The 16072-nt window shown below is 55.4% G+C and carries 14 protein-coding genes; 6 read left to right on the forward strand and 8 right to left on the reverse strand.

The genetic code is table 11. From position 1 onward, the window contains the following. Positions 1 to 118 precede the first annotated feature (118 nt). Entirely contained in the window at positions 119 to 1510 is a 1392-nt protein-coding gene (locus tag NXS97_RS04005) for an L-cystine transporter (protein WP_014605969.1), read from the forward strand. Positions 1511 to 1705: 195 nt separating this feature from the next. Beyond that, positions 1706 to 2104: a DUF6515 family protein gene (locus NXS97_RS04010; RefSeq protein ID WP_014605970.1), complete on the forward strand. Its 399-nt coding sequence runs from the start codon at positions 1706 to 1708 to the stop codon at positions 2102 to 2104. A 55-nt stretch (positions 2105 to 2159) separates the two neighbouring features. Here NXS97_RS04010 and osmE read toward each other — a convergent pair whose 3' ends face one another. Next, complete coding sequence (gene osmE / locus NXS97_RS04015; protein ID WP_013025567.1) at positions 2160 to 2495, reverse strand: osmotically-inducible lipoprotein OsmE; 336 nt, start codon at positions 2493 to 2495, stop codon at positions 2160 to 2162. Positions 2496 to 2722: 227 nt separating this feature from the next. Here osmE and NXS97_RS04020 point away from each other — a divergent pair, with 227 nt between their 5' ends. Further along, complete coding sequence (locus NXS97_RS04020) at positions 2723 to 3925, forward strand: multidrug effflux MFS transporter (protein WP_105078586.1); 1203 nt, start codon at positions 2723 to 2725, stop codon at positions 3923 to 3925. 117 nt (positions 3926 to 4042) lie between these two features. After that, positions 4043 to 4867, forward strand: coding sequence for an ammonia-dependent NAD(+) synthetase (nadE, locus tag NXS97_RS04025; protein WP_116219698.1), 825 nt, complete (start codon positions 4043 to 4045; stop codon positions 4865 to 4867). A gap of 76 nt (positions 4868 to 4943) precedes the next feature. On the opposite strand, the gene NXS97_RS04030 is transcribed toward nadE, so the two are convergent. Beyond that, positions 4944 to 6599, reverse strand: a complete 1656-nt coding sequence (locus tag NXS97_RS04030; RefSeq protein ID WP_259231722.1) for a methyl-accepting chemotaxis protein — start codon at positions 6597 to 6599, stop codon at positions 4944 to 4946. Between the two features lie 548 nt (positions 6600 to 7147). On the opposite strand from NXS97_RS04030, the gene yddG reads away from it, so the two are divergent. Beyond that, on the forward strand, positions 7148 to 8038 hold the full coding sequence (gene yddG, locus NXS97_RS04035; protein WP_116219697.1) for an aromatic amino acid DMT transporter YddG: 891 nt from the start codon (positions 7148 to 7150) through the stop codon (positions 8036 to 8038). Positions 8039 to 8104: 66 nt separating this feature from the next. Next, a complete protein-coding gene (cho, locus tag NXS97_RS04040) occupies positions 8105 to 8968 on the forward strand; it encodes an excinuclease Cho (RefSeq protein ID WP_019105325.1) in 864 nt (287 codons plus the stop codon). An 81-nt stretch (positions 8969 to 9049) separates the two neighbouring features. On the opposite strand, the gene spy is transcribed toward cho, so the two are convergent. The 6 genes from spy to NXS97_RS04070 all read right to left on the reverse strand — a co-directional run bounded on the left by spy (position 9050) and on the right by NXS97_RS04070 (position 15905). Beyond that, positions 9050 to 9541: an ATP-independent periplasmic protein-refolding chaperone Spy gene (gene spy / locus NXS97_RS04045; RefSeq protein WP_019105326.1), complete on the reverse strand. Its 492-nt coding sequence runs from the start codon at positions 9539 to 9541 to the stop codon at positions 9050 to 9052. A gap of 282 nt (positions 9542 to 9823) precedes the next feature. After that, positions 9824 to 10819, reverse strand: a complete 996-nt coding sequence (astE, locus tag NXS97_RS04050; protein ID WP_014605977.1) for a succinylglutamate desuccinylase — start codon at positions 10817 to 10819, stop codon at positions 9824 to 9826. Between the two features lie 49 nt (positions 10820 to 10868). After that, positions 10869 to 12194 (reverse strand): N-succinylarginine dihydrolase, encoded by a 1326-nt coding sequence (gene astB, locus NXS97_RS04055; RefSeq protein ID WP_072136684.1) that lies wholly within the window; start codon positions 12192 to 12194, stop codon positions 10869 to 10871. After that, complete coding sequence (gene astD / locus NXS97_RS04060; RefSeq protein WP_014605979.1) at positions 12194 to 13660, reverse strand: succinylglutamate-semialdehyde dehydrogenase; 1467 nt, start codon at positions 13658 to 13660, stop codon at positions 12194 to 12196. The genes astB and astD overlap by 1 nt, the downstream gene beginning before the upstream one ends. Continuing rightward, the gene (gene astA / locus NXS97_RS04065; RefSeq protein WP_014593580.1) at positions 13657 to 14688 is read right to left on the reverse strand and encodes an arginine N-succinyltransferase; all 1032 of its coding nucleotides are present in this window, start codon (positions 14686 to 14688) and stop codon (positions 13657 to 13659) included. Before astA ends, astD begins: the two co-directional genes overlap by 4 nt. After that, on the reverse strand, positions 14685 to 15905 hold the full coding sequence (locus NXS97_RS04070; protein ID WP_013025556.1) for an aspartate aminotransferase family protein: 1221 nt from the start codon (positions 15903 to 15905) through the stop codon (positions 14685 to 14687). Before NXS97_RS04070 ends, astA begins: the two co-directional genes overlap by 4 nt. Positions 15906 to 16072 lie beyond the last annotated feature (167 nt).

The following is a 16072-nucleotide window of genomic DNA, read 5'->3' on the forward strand; positions in this document are numbered from 1 at the left end:
TCCATTTGGATATAAGATCGCGCGATTTCTAACTGTTACCATTTCTGGATACGTATCTTTACGATCAAACCTCTGCTGCTCTCCTGACCAGGGAATGCTGCATTACATCGGAGTTGCTATGGATATTCCTCTTACGCTTAACGTCGTGGCATTTGTGCTGCTACTGCTTTTGCTGTCGCGCCTTGGCCGGGCAAACTGGAGCCTGTCGAAAAAGGTTCTGACTGGCCTGGTGCTGGGTGTAGTGTTTGGCCTCGCGCTTCAGCTGATTTATGGCGGCAACAGCGATATCGTTAAAGCCTCTATCGGCTGGTTTAACATCGTGGGTAACGGTTATGTTCAGCTGTTACAGATGATTGTGATGCCGCTGGTGTTCGTGTCGATTCTCAGCGCCGTGGCCCGCCTGCACAATGCCTCCTCACTGGGAAAAATCAGTTTTCTGACCATCGGCGTACTGCTGTTTACAACGGCAATTTCTGCCCTGATCGGCGTTTTTGTCACCGGCCTGTTTCACCTTAACGCGACCGGTCTGGTACAGGGCGCCCAGGAAACGGCTCGCCTGAGCGCGATTCAGAGCAACTACGTTGGTAAAGTCGCTGATTTGACAGTGCCTCAGTTAATCCTGTCATTCATTCCTAAAAACCCGTTTGCCGACTTAACCGGTGCCAGCCCGACGTCCATCATCAGCGTGGTCATCTTCGCCGCGTTCCTGGGTGTGGCTGCCCTGCAGTTGCACAAGGATGATGAGGTAAAAGGCCAGCGGGTACTGACCGCCATTGATACGCTGCAGTCGTGGGTGATGAAGCTGGTTCGCCTGATTATGAAGCTGACACCTTATGGTGTGCTGGCGCTGATGACCAAAGTCGTTGCCGGCTCCAACGTGCAGGACATCATCAAGCTGGGCAGCTTTGTTGTGGCATCCTATTTGGGCCTGACCCTTATGTTTGTGGTTCATGCGCTGCTCCTGTCGGTCAACGGCATCAATCCTATGCGCTTCTTCCGCAAAGTGTGGCCGGTATTGACCTTTGCCTTTACCAGCCGCTCCAGCGCCGCCAGCATTCCACTGAACGTGGAGGCGCAAACCCGCCGCCTTGGCGTACCTGAATCGATTGCCAGCTTCTCGGCCTCATTTGGTGCCACCATTGGACAGAACGGCTGTGCCGGTCTTTATCCGACGATGCTGGCAGTGATGGTCGCCCCGACGGTCGGCATCAATCCTTTTGATCCGCTGTGGATTGCCACGCTGGTCGGCATTGTGACATTGAGTTCAGCAGGCGTAGCCGGTGTCGGCGGCGGAGCGACCTTTGCCGCGCTGATCGTCCTGCCTGCGATGGGGCTGCCGGTCACGCTGGTCGCGCTGCTGATTTCCATTGAGCCTCTGATTGACATGGGACGAACCGCGTTAAACGTCAATGGCTCAATGACCGCAGGATCGCTTACCAGTCGCTGGCTGGGCCTGACCGATAAACGCGTTTTAGAGCGCAGCGAACACAGTGAATTAGAGCACAGCTAATCACGCCAGACCTGGCGTCCACCGCCAGGTCTTTCTCTCTGTTTTTGTCTTATCTTCTCCTTATTTCTTCATCATCATCCTGTTCCCGTTAAGAAAACGTTAAGCGTGGTAAACGGGCAATAATGCACAGCATTTCCCCTTGTCTTTACGCAGCAAAAAGAGAATTCTGCAGGTAATAACTGCAGGAGAATGCTCATGAAAACGGTTATCGCCTCATTACTGGCGCTAGCAATTGTCGCGCCCACTCACGCGTTTGCTCGTCCCGGCGACTGGGGCCCGGGTCCACACTGGCGACCCGGCCCAGGTTGGCATGGTCCGGCACCGCGCTGGCACGGCCCCGATCACTTCCATGTTCTGCCGCTGGCCGCAACGGCGGTATTGATTGGCGGATTAACGTATTACCTGCTTAACGGCAGTTATTATCAGCGTCACGGAGAAGAGTACGTGGTGGTTGAGCCGCCTGTGCAAACCTACGAAACGGGCATGAGAGTGCTGGATTTTAACGGCAGGCGCTTTTATGTGCAGGACGGGCACTACTATCAGCGGGAAATTAACGGCAGCTACATTGAAGTGCCCCGACCGGCAGGATTGTAGCTATAAAAAAAACGGCTCACCCAATGGCGAGCCGTTTCTTATTTAAAGCGGCTAATTACTGCTTAACCTGCGGGTCTGTGTCGTATTCAGCACAGCTCTGGAAGCCGTAGTTCATCACGCGGCCTACATCGTTGTAGCTGACGAAATAGGTTTGGGCTTTACCGTCACGCTCGCCGATAACGTAGGTCTGGCAGGTACCACGTGCATGCACCATGGTGATTTCAGTGGAAGCTGGGCCAGCAATCTGGCGTACCTGCTCGCGGGTCATGCCTTTTTTGACGTCCTTAACCACCGGCTTAGTCACGTAGCTTTCGGCACGATCGTAAGTCGTACAACCAGAGAGCGCAGCCAGCGTCAGCGCCGCAGCGATACATCCCATCACTTTATTCATCTTGTTGTTCCTCGTTTTTTGTCCATGTGCTGAAAAGCCTGGAACATAAAACGGTTTTTTTCAAGTTAATGACAGACTTAAACTCAACTCGCTCAGGATGCTTTGATAACATGCCCCGAGATGACCTTTGCGCAGCCGCCAATAAGTGAGACAGCACGCTTGCCGGGCCTGCCCTGGCAACAACCCTTAAAAGTGACAATGTCACATTTTTTACTTACAGAGGATACATGAAGCTTTCATCACCAAACCGCCTGGTTTATGCCATTACACTGGGATTGCTTGCCGCGCTGGGGCCGTTGTGCATTGACCTGTACCTGCCCGCGCTGCCCCAGTTGGCAACGGATCTTCAGACATCGACCTCAACGGCACAGCTCAGCCTGACGGCCGGGCTGCTCGGTCTGGGAGCCGGGCAGCTGTTTTTCGGGCCGATGAGCGATAAATTTGGCCGCCTGCGCCCACTGACGTTGTCCCTGGTGCTGCTGTTTATTGCCTCGGTGGGCTGCGCGCTGGCGCAGGACATTAACCAGTTGCTACTGGCTCGCCTGTTTCAGGGACTGGCAGGCGCAGGCGGTGCGGTGCTCTCACGGGCAATTGCTCGTGACATGTACAGTGGTCATGAACTTACCCGCTTTTTTGCCCTGTTAATGCTGGTAAACGGCCTGGCACCTGTCGCTGCACCTGTACTGGGCGGCGCACTCATGACCTTTCTGAACTGGCGCGGTATCTTTGTGGTGCTGGGCTGTATCGCGGTTTTACTTATCCTGCTGGCGCGCGGAAAGCTGCATGAAAGTCTGCCCGCAGGGCGACGCAGTCAGGGATCGGTCTTTTCTGCCTATGCGGCGCTGGGCCAGGTTATTACCCATCGCCCTTTTATGGGATTTTGTCTGACGCAGGGGCTGATGATGTCGGGCATGTTTGCCTATATTGGCGCCTCGCCGTTTGTTCTGCAGGAACGTTATGGCCTGTCACCGCAGGCGTTCAGCCTTTGCTTTGCCGCAAACGGTTTCGGGCTAATCATCGCCTCTCAGACCAGCGCCCGGCTCTGTCCGCTGTGGGGGGAGTTTCGGGTGCTAAAAGGCGGGCTGACGTTGGCAGGCGTGGCATCCAGCCTGTTGCTGATCGCGGGAATAAGTCATGCTCCCCTGCCGCTGTTACTGCTGGCCCTGTTCTTTACCGTTGCCAGTAACGGCGTGATTTCCACGACGGCGGCCTCACTGGCGATGCAAAGCCAGGGGCAGCGCGCCGGTAGCGCTTCAGCCGTGATTGGCGTGACGATGTTTACCCTGGGGGCCATTGCCATACCGGTGACGGGCATCGGAGGAACATCAGTAATCAGTATGACGCTGACCGTTTTTGGCTGCTACATGCTGGCTATAATGACGTTTATGGCTTTGGCGAAAAAACCGGCATCTGGTGCAAAAACCCTGTGATTCCGCCTGCCCTGATAAAAACAGCTGTCGCTTTGGCTTGTTGTTTACAGGGATGCGCGTTAGCGTTAAAACAGGCGTTGTATTGTGCCAATGAGCGACAGACTTGAGGAGATGTTGATGTCACTGCAGCAGGAAATCATTACCGCACTCGGCGTTAAGCCGACTATCGATCCACAACAGGAAATCCGCACTAGCGTTGATTTCCTAAAAGCGTACTTAACCCGTCACAGCGGCGTTAAGACGTTGGTACTCGGTATCAGCGGCGGACAGGATTCAACCCTGACCGGCAAACTGGCCCAAATGGCAATAACGGAACTTCGGCAAGAAACGGGCGATAAGGACTATACCTTTATCGCGGTGCGCCTGCCTTATGGCGTGCAGGCCGATGAGCAGGACTGTCAGGATGCACTGGCCTTTATCCAGCCGGATCGCTCGCTGGTGGTCAACATTAAAGAAGCGGTGCTGGCCAGCGAGCGGGCGCTGAAAGACGCGGGCATCGTCCTGTCCGATTTTTTCCGCGGTAATGAAAAAGCCCGCGAACGTATGAAAGCGCAGTACAGCATTGCCGGCATGACCAAAGGTGTGGTGGTCGGTACCGACCACGGCGCAGAAGCCGTTACCGGTTTCTTCACCAAATATGGCGACGGCGGGAGTGACATCAACCCAATCTTCCGCCTGAATAAACGTCAGGGAAAACAGTTGCTGAAAACTCTGGGCTGTCCCGAGCATCTCTATCTGAAAAAACCCACCGCCGACCTTGAAGACGATCGTCCTGGCCTGCAGGATGAAGTCGCGCTGGGTGTGACATACGACATGATCGATGACTATCTGGAAGGCAAAACCATTGCGCCGGAAAGCGCGAAGATCATTGAAGGCTGGTACCTGAAAACCGAGCACAAGCGTCGTCCGCCTGTGACCGTTTTCGACGATTTCTGGAAATAATCCCCCTCGTCTTTATCCGTTAACATCGCGCCCGGTCAGCTCAGTAGCCGGGCGCTGCCATGTAATAGGTTCCCGATTAAAAACGCTGCCAGTCAGCGTCACCCGCCGCTGCCATCGCGTTGCGGGCAGGAAGTGGCACGCGGTCTGCACGTCCGACCCTGCTGCTTTGGATCGGTGCCTGGCGCTGCGTTTTGGCGAGCGTGAAGGTAGCAACCAGCTGGTTGAGGGTTGAGGCCTGATCCATTAATGAACGGGATGCAGAAGACGCTTCTTCAACCAGAGAGGCATTTTGCTGCGTCACATCATCCATCTGGTTTACGGCCAGGTGCACCTGATTAATCCCTTGAGACTGTTCGTTTGCAGCAACCGAAATCTCATCGACTAAATCGGTCACCTGACGGACCGCGTCTGTCATGCGCGTAATATTGTTACCCACGCCTTCTGCCTGATTCGAGCCGGCTTCCACATGGAGCATAGAAGCTTCAATAAGCGCTTTGATCTCCCTGGCAGAAGAAGACGATCGCTGAGCCAGATTGCGCACTTCCCCTGCCACCACGGCAAAACCACGCCCCTGTTCGCCTGCCCGCGCCGCTTCAACCGCCGCGTTAAGCGCCAGGATATTGGTCTGGAATGCAATACCTTCAATCAACGCGATAATATCGGTAATTTTTGTCGAGCTCGTCCGGATATCGCCCATGGTCATCAGCATCGCCTTCACGCGTGACGCACTGTCTTCAGAGATATCACGCGCGTTTTGGGCAAGCTGGCTGGCAAGTCGTGTATTTTCTGCCGTCTGACGCACTGTTTCACTCAACTCAGACATGCTGGCAGCCGTCTGTTCCAGGGAGGCAGCCTGCTCTTCCGTACGGGAGGAGAGATCTTCGTTGCCCGCAGAAATTTGTGCGGAAGCCGTGCTGACCGACTGCGCCGCGCTTTCTACTGCGCTGAGGGACAGGGCAACGTTTTCCACCAAATGGTTAAATGCCTTTGCCGTCAGGCCGATTTCATCTCTGCGAGCGTCATCTGCACGTAATGTCAGATCCAGATTTTCGCTCGCGGCTTCCATTGTGTGGCGCATCGCGTTGAGCTGACGACGAATAGCAAAAATGGTTTTAAGCGTAAAAAAGCCCAAAAGCAGTATGGCTGAAGCTGAGCCGGCAATCAGAATGAGTAAAGTATGACGATAGGTGCTGTCATTTTCTTTACGGAGTTGATTACCAATATCCACATTCAGTTGCAGCTGTTTCTGATAATCGATAATCAGCTGTCGGGTTACCGCACCGATACCGCTATTACCCTGCAGCATCGACAAAGAAACCGCATCGTTCTGTGCGCGTGAGGCGGTGAGAAAAGCAGGCAGATCCGCCTCAATTTTTTTAATGGTGACAAATGCCTTTTCGGTCATCTGTCGATCTTCCTCACTGGAAATATCGTTCTTAAGGTAATTCTGGTTGAGCAGCGAAATATGGTTTAAGACACCGTTGATTTCTTTCTCAATCTGCATCTGCTTAGCGGGATCGGTCATGCTCTGATGATGGTAGAGCGCGATGATAATGGCGTTGCTGCCGTCAACCATTTTGGCGATATCAGTAATAGAAGGAAGTGTATTTTCCTGCACATACTGGAAACGGTATTGAAAACCGTCCGCCACAGAAACCGCCACGATAACCATGGTTATCAGCGCCATGCAGAGAAGAGAAAAGGTCAGTAAAAGCCGCTGTGTTATAGTCATATTTTTCACCTGGTTGTAATTAAAACAGTTAATTCGTCTAAAAATTTCAGACGCAGACCTTAACTATCGACATAAAAACGTGATAACAGCGCCCAAAACAGGCATTGTTTATTAAGCATTTAACGTGGATGAATTATTTGAAAAACAATAAGTTATTATTATGATGACGTATAAAAAAACACATCGTTACGCACTGTAATAAACCCTTAACCAATTCTTAACGCTCCACCCTGTTTTGGCGCTCGCGGACGGAAATCTATGAAACCTAATCCTGTGGTCATTCCCCTTTGCCTGCGCGGGATTGATGCGCTTGCGAGGCTCGTCAATAGAGGGAAAGCCACAAGGGTTGGATTGCGATCGGCAAAAGGCGTTATGCAACCTGTTAATCAGGCCATTCATGAAGGGCGTTGAGGGAAAAACGTTGCTCCGCACAGGGCCTGTTACAGGTTCCCGTGGGGGAATACCTGATGGACAGGCTACATGCTTACCGTTAGCATACTTCGCGCCCGCTGCCCGCTGGCGGCTCCTTTAGATAGACGTTGAGTTTTATGCCTGCTAACTTATCACGCGCAACCTTAATCGGTTTGAGTGCGATTCTGCTCTGGAGCACCACCCTTGGCCTGTTGCGCAGCGTCAGTGAGGCGTTTGGCCCGACCGGCGGCGCCGCGCTGATTTATTCCACGACAGCGATTTTACTGTGCCTCACGCGCGGCATCCCCCATCCGCGCTCCCTGCCAGGGCGCTATCTGCTTGTGGGCGGCACCCTGTTTGTCGGCTATGAAATTTGCCTGGCGCTGGCGATTGGTCTCGCCAGCAACCGTCAACAGTCGCTGGAACTGGGGATGATCAACTATCTCTGGCCATGTCTGACCATCCTGCTGGCCATTCCGCTTAATCAACAGCGTTTTCGCCTGTGGCTGTGGCCCGGACTGCTGCTTTCCCTGTGCGGAATCATCTGGGTGATGAAGGGCGCCAACGAAGATGTACTGGGCCAGATGACGCAGAATATGGCCCGCAATCCCACAGCCTACCTGCTGGCGTTTATTGCGGCATTAACGTGGGCACTCTACAACAACATCACGCGCCGCTTTGCACGTGGCAGCAACGGCGTCACCCTGTTTTTTGTGGTGACGGCTCTGGCGCTGTGGCTCAAATTCGCGTTGTTCACCCCTCAGGAAACCATGCAGTTTAGCCTGACGGCTGCTGCAGAAGTGCTGTTTATGGGCGCATCGACGGCGCTTGCCTATTCGGCCTGGAACTATGGTATCCAGCATGGCAACCTGACGCTGCTGGCGACCGCATCCTACTTCACGCCGGTGCTCTCGGCGCTGCTGGCCTCGCTGTGGCTTGACCTGGTGCCGGCGGTGAGTTTCTGGCAGGGCGTCGCCCTGATTACCGCCGGGTCGCTACTTTGCTGGCTGGCGACCCGACGTTTATAAATCTCAGACTGGCGAACGTTTAACCTGCCTGTTACACTGTATGGACAACCAGTACAGGAGTCCGTTTTGGTAAGACGTGCAGCGACCCATCGCCTCGAATTTGACGCGGCAACCATTTATGAATACCCGGACCATTTGCGTGAATGGCTGGAAGGCCTGCCCAATCAGCCCGGCGTTTATACCTTTCATGGCGACAGCGAGACCTTGCCGTTGTACATCGGCAAAAGTGTGAATCTGCGTTCGCGTGTGATGTCCCATTTTCGTACGCCAGACGAAGCAAAGATGTTGCGACAGTCGCGGCGCGTCAGTTGGATCCCTACGGCGGGCGATCTCGGTGCGCTGTTGCTGGAAGCGCAGATGATCAAAACGCAGCAGCCCCTGTTTAATAAACGTCTGCGCAAAAACCGCCAGCTCTGTTCGCTGCGCATTACTCCAGAGGGTAAACCGGACGTCGTCTATGCCCGTGACGTCGATTTTAGTCAGTCACCGAATCTGTTTGGGCTTTACCGCAGTCGTTTTGCCGCGCTGGAACGCCTGAAACAGCTCGCCGATGAATATCAGCTCTGCCACGGTTTACTCGGTCTGGAAGCGGTGAGTGCCAGCCGGGGCTGTTTCCGCTCTGCCCTGCGCCGTTGTGCCGGGGCCTGCTGTGGCAAGGAGCCCGTCAGCGATCATCAGGACAGGCTGCTGTCTGCGCTGGAGAGCGTGCGGGTATTCTGCTGGCCGTGGCAGGGTGCCGTGGCGCTGGTGGAGGAAGGCAAACACATGACGCAGATCCACGTTATCGATCACTGGTTTTATCTGGGCTCGGTAAACACGATCGAAGAGGCAAAAGCCCTTAAACGTGGCAAAGGTGGATTCGATCATGACGGCTACAAAATTCTCTGCAGCCCGGTGCTGTCTGGCAACTACCCTGTTATTCCCCTCTAACATAAAAAAACCGCCGACACTGCCCACATCACATGGACAAGGCCGGCGGTCTTCAACCGTGTTTACTGATTAACGTGCAGCTTATTGCGCGGGTGCAGGTGCGGGTGCCATCTTGCCGTGCATCGGACGTTTTTCAGTCAGGTGCTTTTCAAAATTGGCGTTGTACTGTTTTTTCTGCTCCGGCGTCAGCACGTTATACAGCTTATTCTGCGTTTCCATCATGGCAACCGCGTTTGCTTTCGCGTTGGCCGTCATTTTGTCTGCCTGGGCTTCAGCCTGGGCTTTATCAAAGCTGTCAGAGGCGATGATGGCATGGGTTGCACGACGCTCATCCAGTGACGGACGCTGCATTTCACCACGGCGCTCTTTCATAATTTCATGCATTTTGGTTTTTTGATCGGCGGTCAGATTCAGACCGCCGAACATCATATCCATACCGTGCCGCATTGGTTTATGCATCGGCTTTTCCGTGCCTGCCGGTGGTGGTGTCAGATTATCTGCCTCAGCATGAACAACCGATGCCGCGCCAAATGCCAGAGTAGAAGCCAGTAACAGAGAAGTTAATTTACGCATCACAGTGTCCTTTTTATTCACTTGTTCAGTTTCGTAACGACAGCACTCTGTCGCGTCTTCGGAAACAAGCATACGACGCTGAACGTCAATTACTGCGAGCGAGAGTAAAAGCGTGAAAGCGCAAAAGCCACAATTCAGGCAATCATGGAGGGATTAAGAAGAAAGAGGAGAGGAATTGAAAAAGAGTATGAATAATCAGGCGATTTCGGATAAATCGTGGAGAATTGTAATGCCTTTAGCAGTAAAGCGGAAGGTGTCTTCCGCCTTTTTGTTTGAATAAGGTCAGAGAGGCAATGCCTGGGTTTGTTCGCTTTCTTCAATCAACATCAGGCCCGCCCGCAGCCCCAGCGCAACACGCGGGTTAGGAAACAATACATACTCCCGCGCCTGCTGCACGAAGTAGCGTTTTTCCCCGTCTTCAGCCAGTAAGGCCCCCTGCGGGAAGGCGGTGAAGTTTTTGGTGTCATCACTCATATGAAGCTGAAAGTTCTCGCTGTGGCGGGTGATCTGCTGGCTTACCCGATAGCGGCGCGGAACGGATTGCGCTTCCGGTAAGGTCTCGCCATACAACAATGCTGCCAGCGCCTGGGCAGCCGCGCTAAACTGGGTTAAATCGTTTTCGCCAAAGGGCCGGGCCTGCCCCAACTCCAGCGTACAGCTGGCTGCGCCGAAATGCTCACAGCTGAAATGGGTGAAGGTGCCCGCTGGCGAACGGTGGAAAACCAGCGCCTCCAGTCCGGCTACCGCCAGCCAGTGCAAAAACGCCGCCGGCCATGGCCGATCGTTTCTGGGCATTACGCCAAAACGCGTATGATAAGAACCGCGCAGGGCCGTATGCATGTCGAGGTGCCAGCGGGTTTCATCACACTCGCCCAGTTGCCAGAAATTCTCCAGCGTTTGTTCCAGCCGCAGCACTCGCCGCGCCTCATCCCCGTCATCAATCTGTTGCCAGCGTCCGCCGAACAGTCGGTTAATGTCGTAGGCCACATAGCGTTTTCCTGCGCGCAGCGCTGAGGGATTACCCAATACCACCAGCATGCGCTGCTGAAGCGGCTTCTCGCCCTGAAGTAAGGGCGTGATGAGCTGGTTAAGCATTTCTACAGGGGCAGTCTCATTGCCGTGAACCCCTGCAGAAAGCACCAGCGCCTGTTTAACCGGCGTTTTGGGCTCCATGAGAAGAATACCGTGATACAACCACTGCCAGCGAAGATGCGCCGTCTCACCTTTACGCTTACGCGGTGCTTCACCAGACAGCGTCTGCTGTAAAAAGTCCTGCATCGTTCCTCCTTAAAACCGGAAGCGGGCAGCCCTCATGGCAGCGCCTGCTTCACTGCTGAAATGCATACACATTTCCTAAGTCTAGCAGTCTGGTCAATTCATCAAGGGCAACCCGCCCTTCCTGCAGCAATTGCGGATCGGTTAAATCGTCTTGCGTTAGCCTGTCGCGGTAGTGACGGTCGACCCACTGGTTGAGCATGGTGAACAGGCGATCGTTCATCAGTACCGCAGGATTCACCGCCCGTTGCTCATCTGGCGTTAACACCACGCGCAGACGCAGGCAGGCCGGTCCACCGCCATTATGCATGCTTTCCCGCAAATCAAATACCTGTAATGACTGCAACGGTCCATCGCGTTCTACCTGCTCGCTCAGGTAGCGCCATACGCCAGGATGCTGGCGGGACTCTTCAGGCAGCACCAGCATCATGCTGCCGTCGGCACGGGTCAGAAGCTGGCTGTTGAACAGGTAGGTGCTCACCGCATCCTGCACGGAAACCCGGGAGGTTGGCACTTCAAGCGCGACAAACCCCGGAACACATTCGTGCAAGCGACGCAGCAAAGCGGGCTGATCGACAAATGCCTGCTGATGGCAGAACAGCATTTGCTGATTGCTGACCGCAATGACATCGTTGTGGAAAACGCCCTGATCGATGACCTCCGGATTTTGCTGAGCAAAGACCACCTTGTCGGAGGCAAGCTGATGAAGACGGGCGACGGCTTCGCTGGCCTCGCGGGTTTGTCGGGCAGGATAACGCTGCGGGGTCGAGCCAGACTGGTTATCACGACCGTAAATAAACAGTTGTACGCCAGCATCGCCATAATCGCCGCCCAGACGATTATGGTTGGCGGCGCCTTCATCGCCAAACAGCGCGACCTGAGGCAGCGCATCATGCACGGAAAAATGGGCCGGATCGCGAAATATGGCCCGCAACAGCGCCGCCGTTTCCGGGGCTTCAATCGCGCGATGAAATTTATTATTGAGGTTGGCAACGGTAAAATGCACACGACGATCGGCGCTGTCGGCAGAAGGCGAAACCGTGGCGGCATTTGCCACCCACATCGCCGAGGCTGAACTCGCTGCGGACAGCAGCGCCGGTGCGGTTTTCCCTGCTTTTTCCAGCACCTGTGCGTCGCTGCCGCTAAAGCCCAACTGACGCAGCACGGCGATATTAGGCCGCTCATGGGGCGGTATCACGCCCTGAACGAATCCCATATCGGCCAGGGCTTTCATTTTCAACAAGCCCTGCTTTGCCGCCAGGCGCGGGTTCGACGGCTGTCGCTGGTGACGCGTGGAGGCTTCGTTGCCAAATGACAAGCCCGCATAATGGTGGGTCAGCCCGACCAGACCGTCGAAATTCGCTTCAATGGCTTTCATTAACGGGCTCCTTGCGGCGAAAAGTCGAGGCCCGGCGATAAGGCTTCAGGAAGGCTAAGCTCAGGTGATTCCAGCGAGGCCATCGGCCAGGCACAGTAATCCGCCGCATACCACGCGCTGGCACGGTGGTTGCCCGATGCACCAATACCGCCAAAAGGTGCCGTGCTGGCGGCGCCCGTCAGGGGTTTATTCCAGTTCACGATCCCGGCCCGCGCTTCCAGCAGCAGTTGTTCAAACTGTGCACGCGAGGGCGAAATCAAGCCGCATGACAGACCATAGCGCGTCTGGTTGGCCAGACGAATTGCCTGAGGATAATCGTCATAACGGATCACGCCCAGCAGCGGCCCGAACACTTCCTCATCAGGCAGACCGTCCACCGCCGTCAGATCAATAATCCCCGGGGTTAATAATGCCTGTTGGCGATCGGGCCAGCGCATCGTCAGCAGCACCTTGCCGCCCGCCGCGACGCGCTGCTGCCATTCGGCATAAATTTTTTCGGCGGCGGCGCAGGAGATGACGCTGCCCATAAAAGGTTGGGGACTGGCGTTCCAGGCGCCCGGCTGCAGCCTTCCTGCCACCTCGATCAGCCGCTGCAGGAAGGCATCGCCTGCGGCACCGCGCCTGACCAGCAAACGTCGGGCGCAGGTACAGCGCTGACCTGCGGTAATAAACGCCGACTGAATCGCAACATGCACCGCGCCCTCAATATCCGCTGGATCTTCAACGATCAGTGCATTGTTACCGCCCATTTCCAACGCCAGCATTTTTTCCGGCTGCCCGGCAAACTGGCGATGTAACTGATAACCGGTATGCGCGCTGCCGGTAAACAGCAGCCCGTCAATCTCCTGTTCCGCCGCCAGCGCCTGACCGGTTTCACGGCCGCCCTGGACCAGCCCGATGACGCCGGCAGGTACGCCCGCCGCCTGCCACAGCTGCACTGTTTTTTCTGCGGTCGCAGGCGTAAGTTCGCTGGGTTTAAACACAACACAGTTTCCCGCCAGCAAGGCCGGCACAATGTGCCCGTTGGGCAAATGTCCCGGAAAGTTATAGGGGCCAAATACCGCCAGCACGCCATGAGGACGATGACGCAAGGCGCTGTCGCCCTGCTGCTGTTCCCCGGTGCGCTGATGATAGGCCTTCACTGAAATACCAATTTTATTGATCATTGCGGTGACTTCGGTCAGGGCTTCCCAGCGCGGCTTGCCCGTTTCCTGCGCGATACACTCGGCCAGGGCCGTTTTATGTGCCTCAAGCTCTGCCGCAAAGCGTTCGACCAGGGCCTGACGCGCGGCAAACGGCTGTCTCGCCCATGCCGGAAATGCCGCCCGCGCCGCCTGGCAGGCCGCGCTCACCTGCGCCGTTGAGGCCGCTGAACCTTGCCACAGGATTTCACCGCTGACCGGATCCTGTTTGGAAAAATGCACCGACTCGCCATTGAGCCAGTGTCCGTTAATCAGGTGCGTCATGCTTTTTTCTCCTCGCTCCACAGCGTCACGACGCGCAGGCTGTCGCCCGGCTGGCAGTGTAACGCCTGCAGCTGTTCATCATTGAGCTGAACACTTTTCGCCATGGGTTCGACAGGTAAAAGTGCAACACGAAACTGGTGATAATCGCTATTCGCGACTAAACAGAGCGGCGCATCCTGTGGCGCATCCCCCCGTTGAGCCGTCAGTACCCGGCTTTCGCGCACCGCACGAATGTCGTCGATATCGCACTCCAGCGTGGGGCCACCATCGAAGATGTCGATATACTGGCGATAGCGAAAGCCTTCGGCTTCCAGCACCGCACGCGCGGGGGCCGTTTTGGGATGTACCTGACCAATAACGGCCTGCGCTTCTGGCGTCAGATAGTGCAGATAAAGCGGGTGCTTGGGCATCAGTTCGGCGATAAAGGCTTTTTGCCCGGTGCCACTCAGAAAATCGGCTTTGCGAAATTCCATTGAAAAGAAGTGAATGCCCACGCTGTCCCAGAACGGTGAATGCCCCTGCTCATCACTGACGCCGCGCATTTCGGCAACCACCCGCTCCATAAAGTATTCGCGGAAGTTCGCCATAAACAGAAAACGGGATTTCGACAGGAGATAACCGTTTTTGCCATCGCGGTAATCGGCATCCAGGAACAGCGTGCAGAGTTCGCTGCTGCCGGTATGATCGTTACTCAGCGATAAGGTCGGTAAGGCGGCGTAAACGTTCAGCTCTTTCGAGGCGTGCACCTGTGTTCCTACACGAAAGTTATACCAGGGTTCCTGCAGCCCAACCGCAACCTCAATGGCGCAGATCCCCACCGCACGATTATCCTGGCTGTCGGCCAGTACAAACACATAGCCCTGCTCGGCCCGCGGCAAACTGCCCTGCCAGGTTTGCAGCGATCGCTCAATTCGGGCCTGTAAGGTGGCGCTGTCAACCGGCAACGAGGTCAGCCCGCCGCCCGTTTTCGCCGCCAGTTCCATCAGTTGGCTGAGATCGTCCCGTTCGACCGGACGGATCACCATCATGATGTCTTTCCTTGTAGCAGGTGTTCACACGCCTGGGCAAAACGCGCCATGCCGGTCTTCACTTCCTGCTCGCTGATGTTGAGCGCAGGCGCGAAGCGCACCACGTTGGCTCCGGCAATCAGCACCATGACGCCATATTCCGCGGCGATAAGGTTGATCTGTTTCGCCTTGCCCGCAAAGTCGTCGCTGAGCACGGCACCGATCAGTAACCCCAGCCCGCGCACCTCTTTAAACAGGTGCAGACGCTGATTAAGGTCGTTTAGCGCCGCGACAATCCAGTCATGACGTTGCGTGACACCGGCCATCACTTCAGGCTGGTTAATCAGTTCCATGACTTTTCCGGCCACTGCGCCCGCCAGCGGATTGCCGCCATAGGTCGTTCCGTGGGTACCTACGCCCATGACCTGAGCCAGATCCTCGCGCGTCAGCATCGCCCCTATAGGAAACCCGCCGCCCAGCGCTTTAGCACTGGTTAGCACGTCTGGCGTCACGCCATAGTGCATATAAGCGTAAAGCGCGCCGGTCCGGCCCACGCCGCTCTGCACTTCGTCGAAAATTAACAGCGCGTCATGTTTATCGCACAGTTCACGCAGCCCACGCAGGAAGGCGGGTTCGGCGGGCACGACGCCGCCTTCCCCCTGAATGGGCTCGACAATCACGGCGCAGGTGCTGTCGTTAATCAGGTCTGCCGCAGAGGCAAGGTCATTAAAGGCGGCGTGCTGAATATCCGCAGGGAGCGGCGCAAAATCCCGCGAATAGGCGGGCTGGCCACCCGCTGAGACCGTAAACAGCGTACGGCCATGAAAGGCATTTTTAAACGCCACGATGCCGCTTTTATGCTGCCCGACTCTGTCGTGGGCCACTTTACGGGCCAGCTTAAGCGCCGCCTCATTAGCCTCGGCACCGGAGTTACAAAAGAAAACCCGATCGGCAAAGGTGGCATCAATCAACTGCTTCGCCAGGCGTAAAACGGGTTCATTGGTATAGCCGTTGCCCGTGTGCCAGAGGCGTGAGGCTTGATCCTGAAGTGCCTGCTGGAGAGCGGGATGCGCATGCCCGAGCGCATTAACGGCAATGCCCCCGGCAAAATCGATATAGTCTTTTCCCTGCTGATCCCAGAGGGTTGAACCTTCAGCACGGACGGGTACAAAGCTGGCGGGTGCATAAACGGGCATCATCCATTGATCAAAATCCTGACGCGAAACCTGCAGTGACATAGCCCTTCTCCTGTTCCCCAGCGGGTAACGTATTTGTATGTTAATTGTTAAAATATAATAAATCTCGCCCTACTCTAGTTTGCAGATAGAGTGCCAGCCAAGGACTAAAATGCATAAAACAAGCTGGATTAAGGAATATCAATAGGTTACGAAAGGTTGCTATTCAC

The organism is Pantoea sp. B623 (assembly GCF_024814475.1).
Lineage (GTDB): Bacteria > Pseudomonadota > Gammaproteobacteria > Enterobacterales > Enterobacteriaceae > Pantoea > Pantoea ananatis.

Coding starts and splice junctions, on each gene's coding strand:
- NXS97_RS04005 (WP_014605969.1), top strand. CDS start 119: ATGGATATTCCTCTTACGCTTAACGTCGTGGCATTTGTGCTGCTACTG.
- NXS97_RS04010 (WP_014605970.1), top strand. CDS start 1,706: ATGAAAACGGTTATCGCCTCATTACTGGCGCTAGCAATTGTCGCGCCC.
- osmE (WP_013025567.1), bottom strand. CDS start 2,495: ATGAATAAAGTGATGGGATGTATCGCTGCGGCGCTGACGCTGGCTGCG.
- NXS97_RS04020 (WP_105078586.1), top strand. CDS start 2,723: ATGAAGCTTTCATCACCAAACCGCCTGGTTTATGCCATTACACTGGGA.
- nadE (WP_116219698.1), top strand. CDS start 4,043: ATGTCACTGCAGCAGGAAATCATTACCGCACTCGGCGTTAAGCCGACT.
- NXS97_RS04030 (WP_259231722.1), bottom strand. CDS start 6,599: ATGACTATAACACAGCGGCTTTTACTGACCTTTTCTCTTCTCTGCATG.
- yddG (WP_116219697.1), top strand. CDS start 7,148: ATGCCTGCTAACTTATCACGCGCAACCTTAATCGGTTTGAGTGCGATT.
- spy (WP_019105326.1), bottom strand. CDS start 9,541: ATGCGTAAATTAACTTCTCTGTTACTGGCTTCTACTCTGGCATTTGGC.
- astE (WP_014605977.1), bottom strand. CDS start 10,819: ATGCAGGACTTTTTACAGCAGACGCTGTCTGGTGAAGCACCGCGTAAG.
- astB (WP_072136684.1), bottom strand. CDS start 12,194: ATGAAAGCCATTGAAGCGAATTTCGACGGTCTGGTCGGGCTGACCCAC.
- astD (WP_014605979.1), bottom strand. CDS start 13,660: ATGACGCACCTGATTAACGGACACTGGCTCAATGGCGAGTCGGTGCAT.
- astA (WP_014593580.1), bottom strand. CDS start 14,688: ATGATGGTGATCCGTCCGGTCGAACGGGACGATCTCAGCCAACTGATG.
- NXS97_RS04070 (WP_013025556.1), bottom strand. CDS start 15,905: ATGTCACTGCAGGTTTCGCGTCAGGATTTTGATCAATGGATGATGCCC.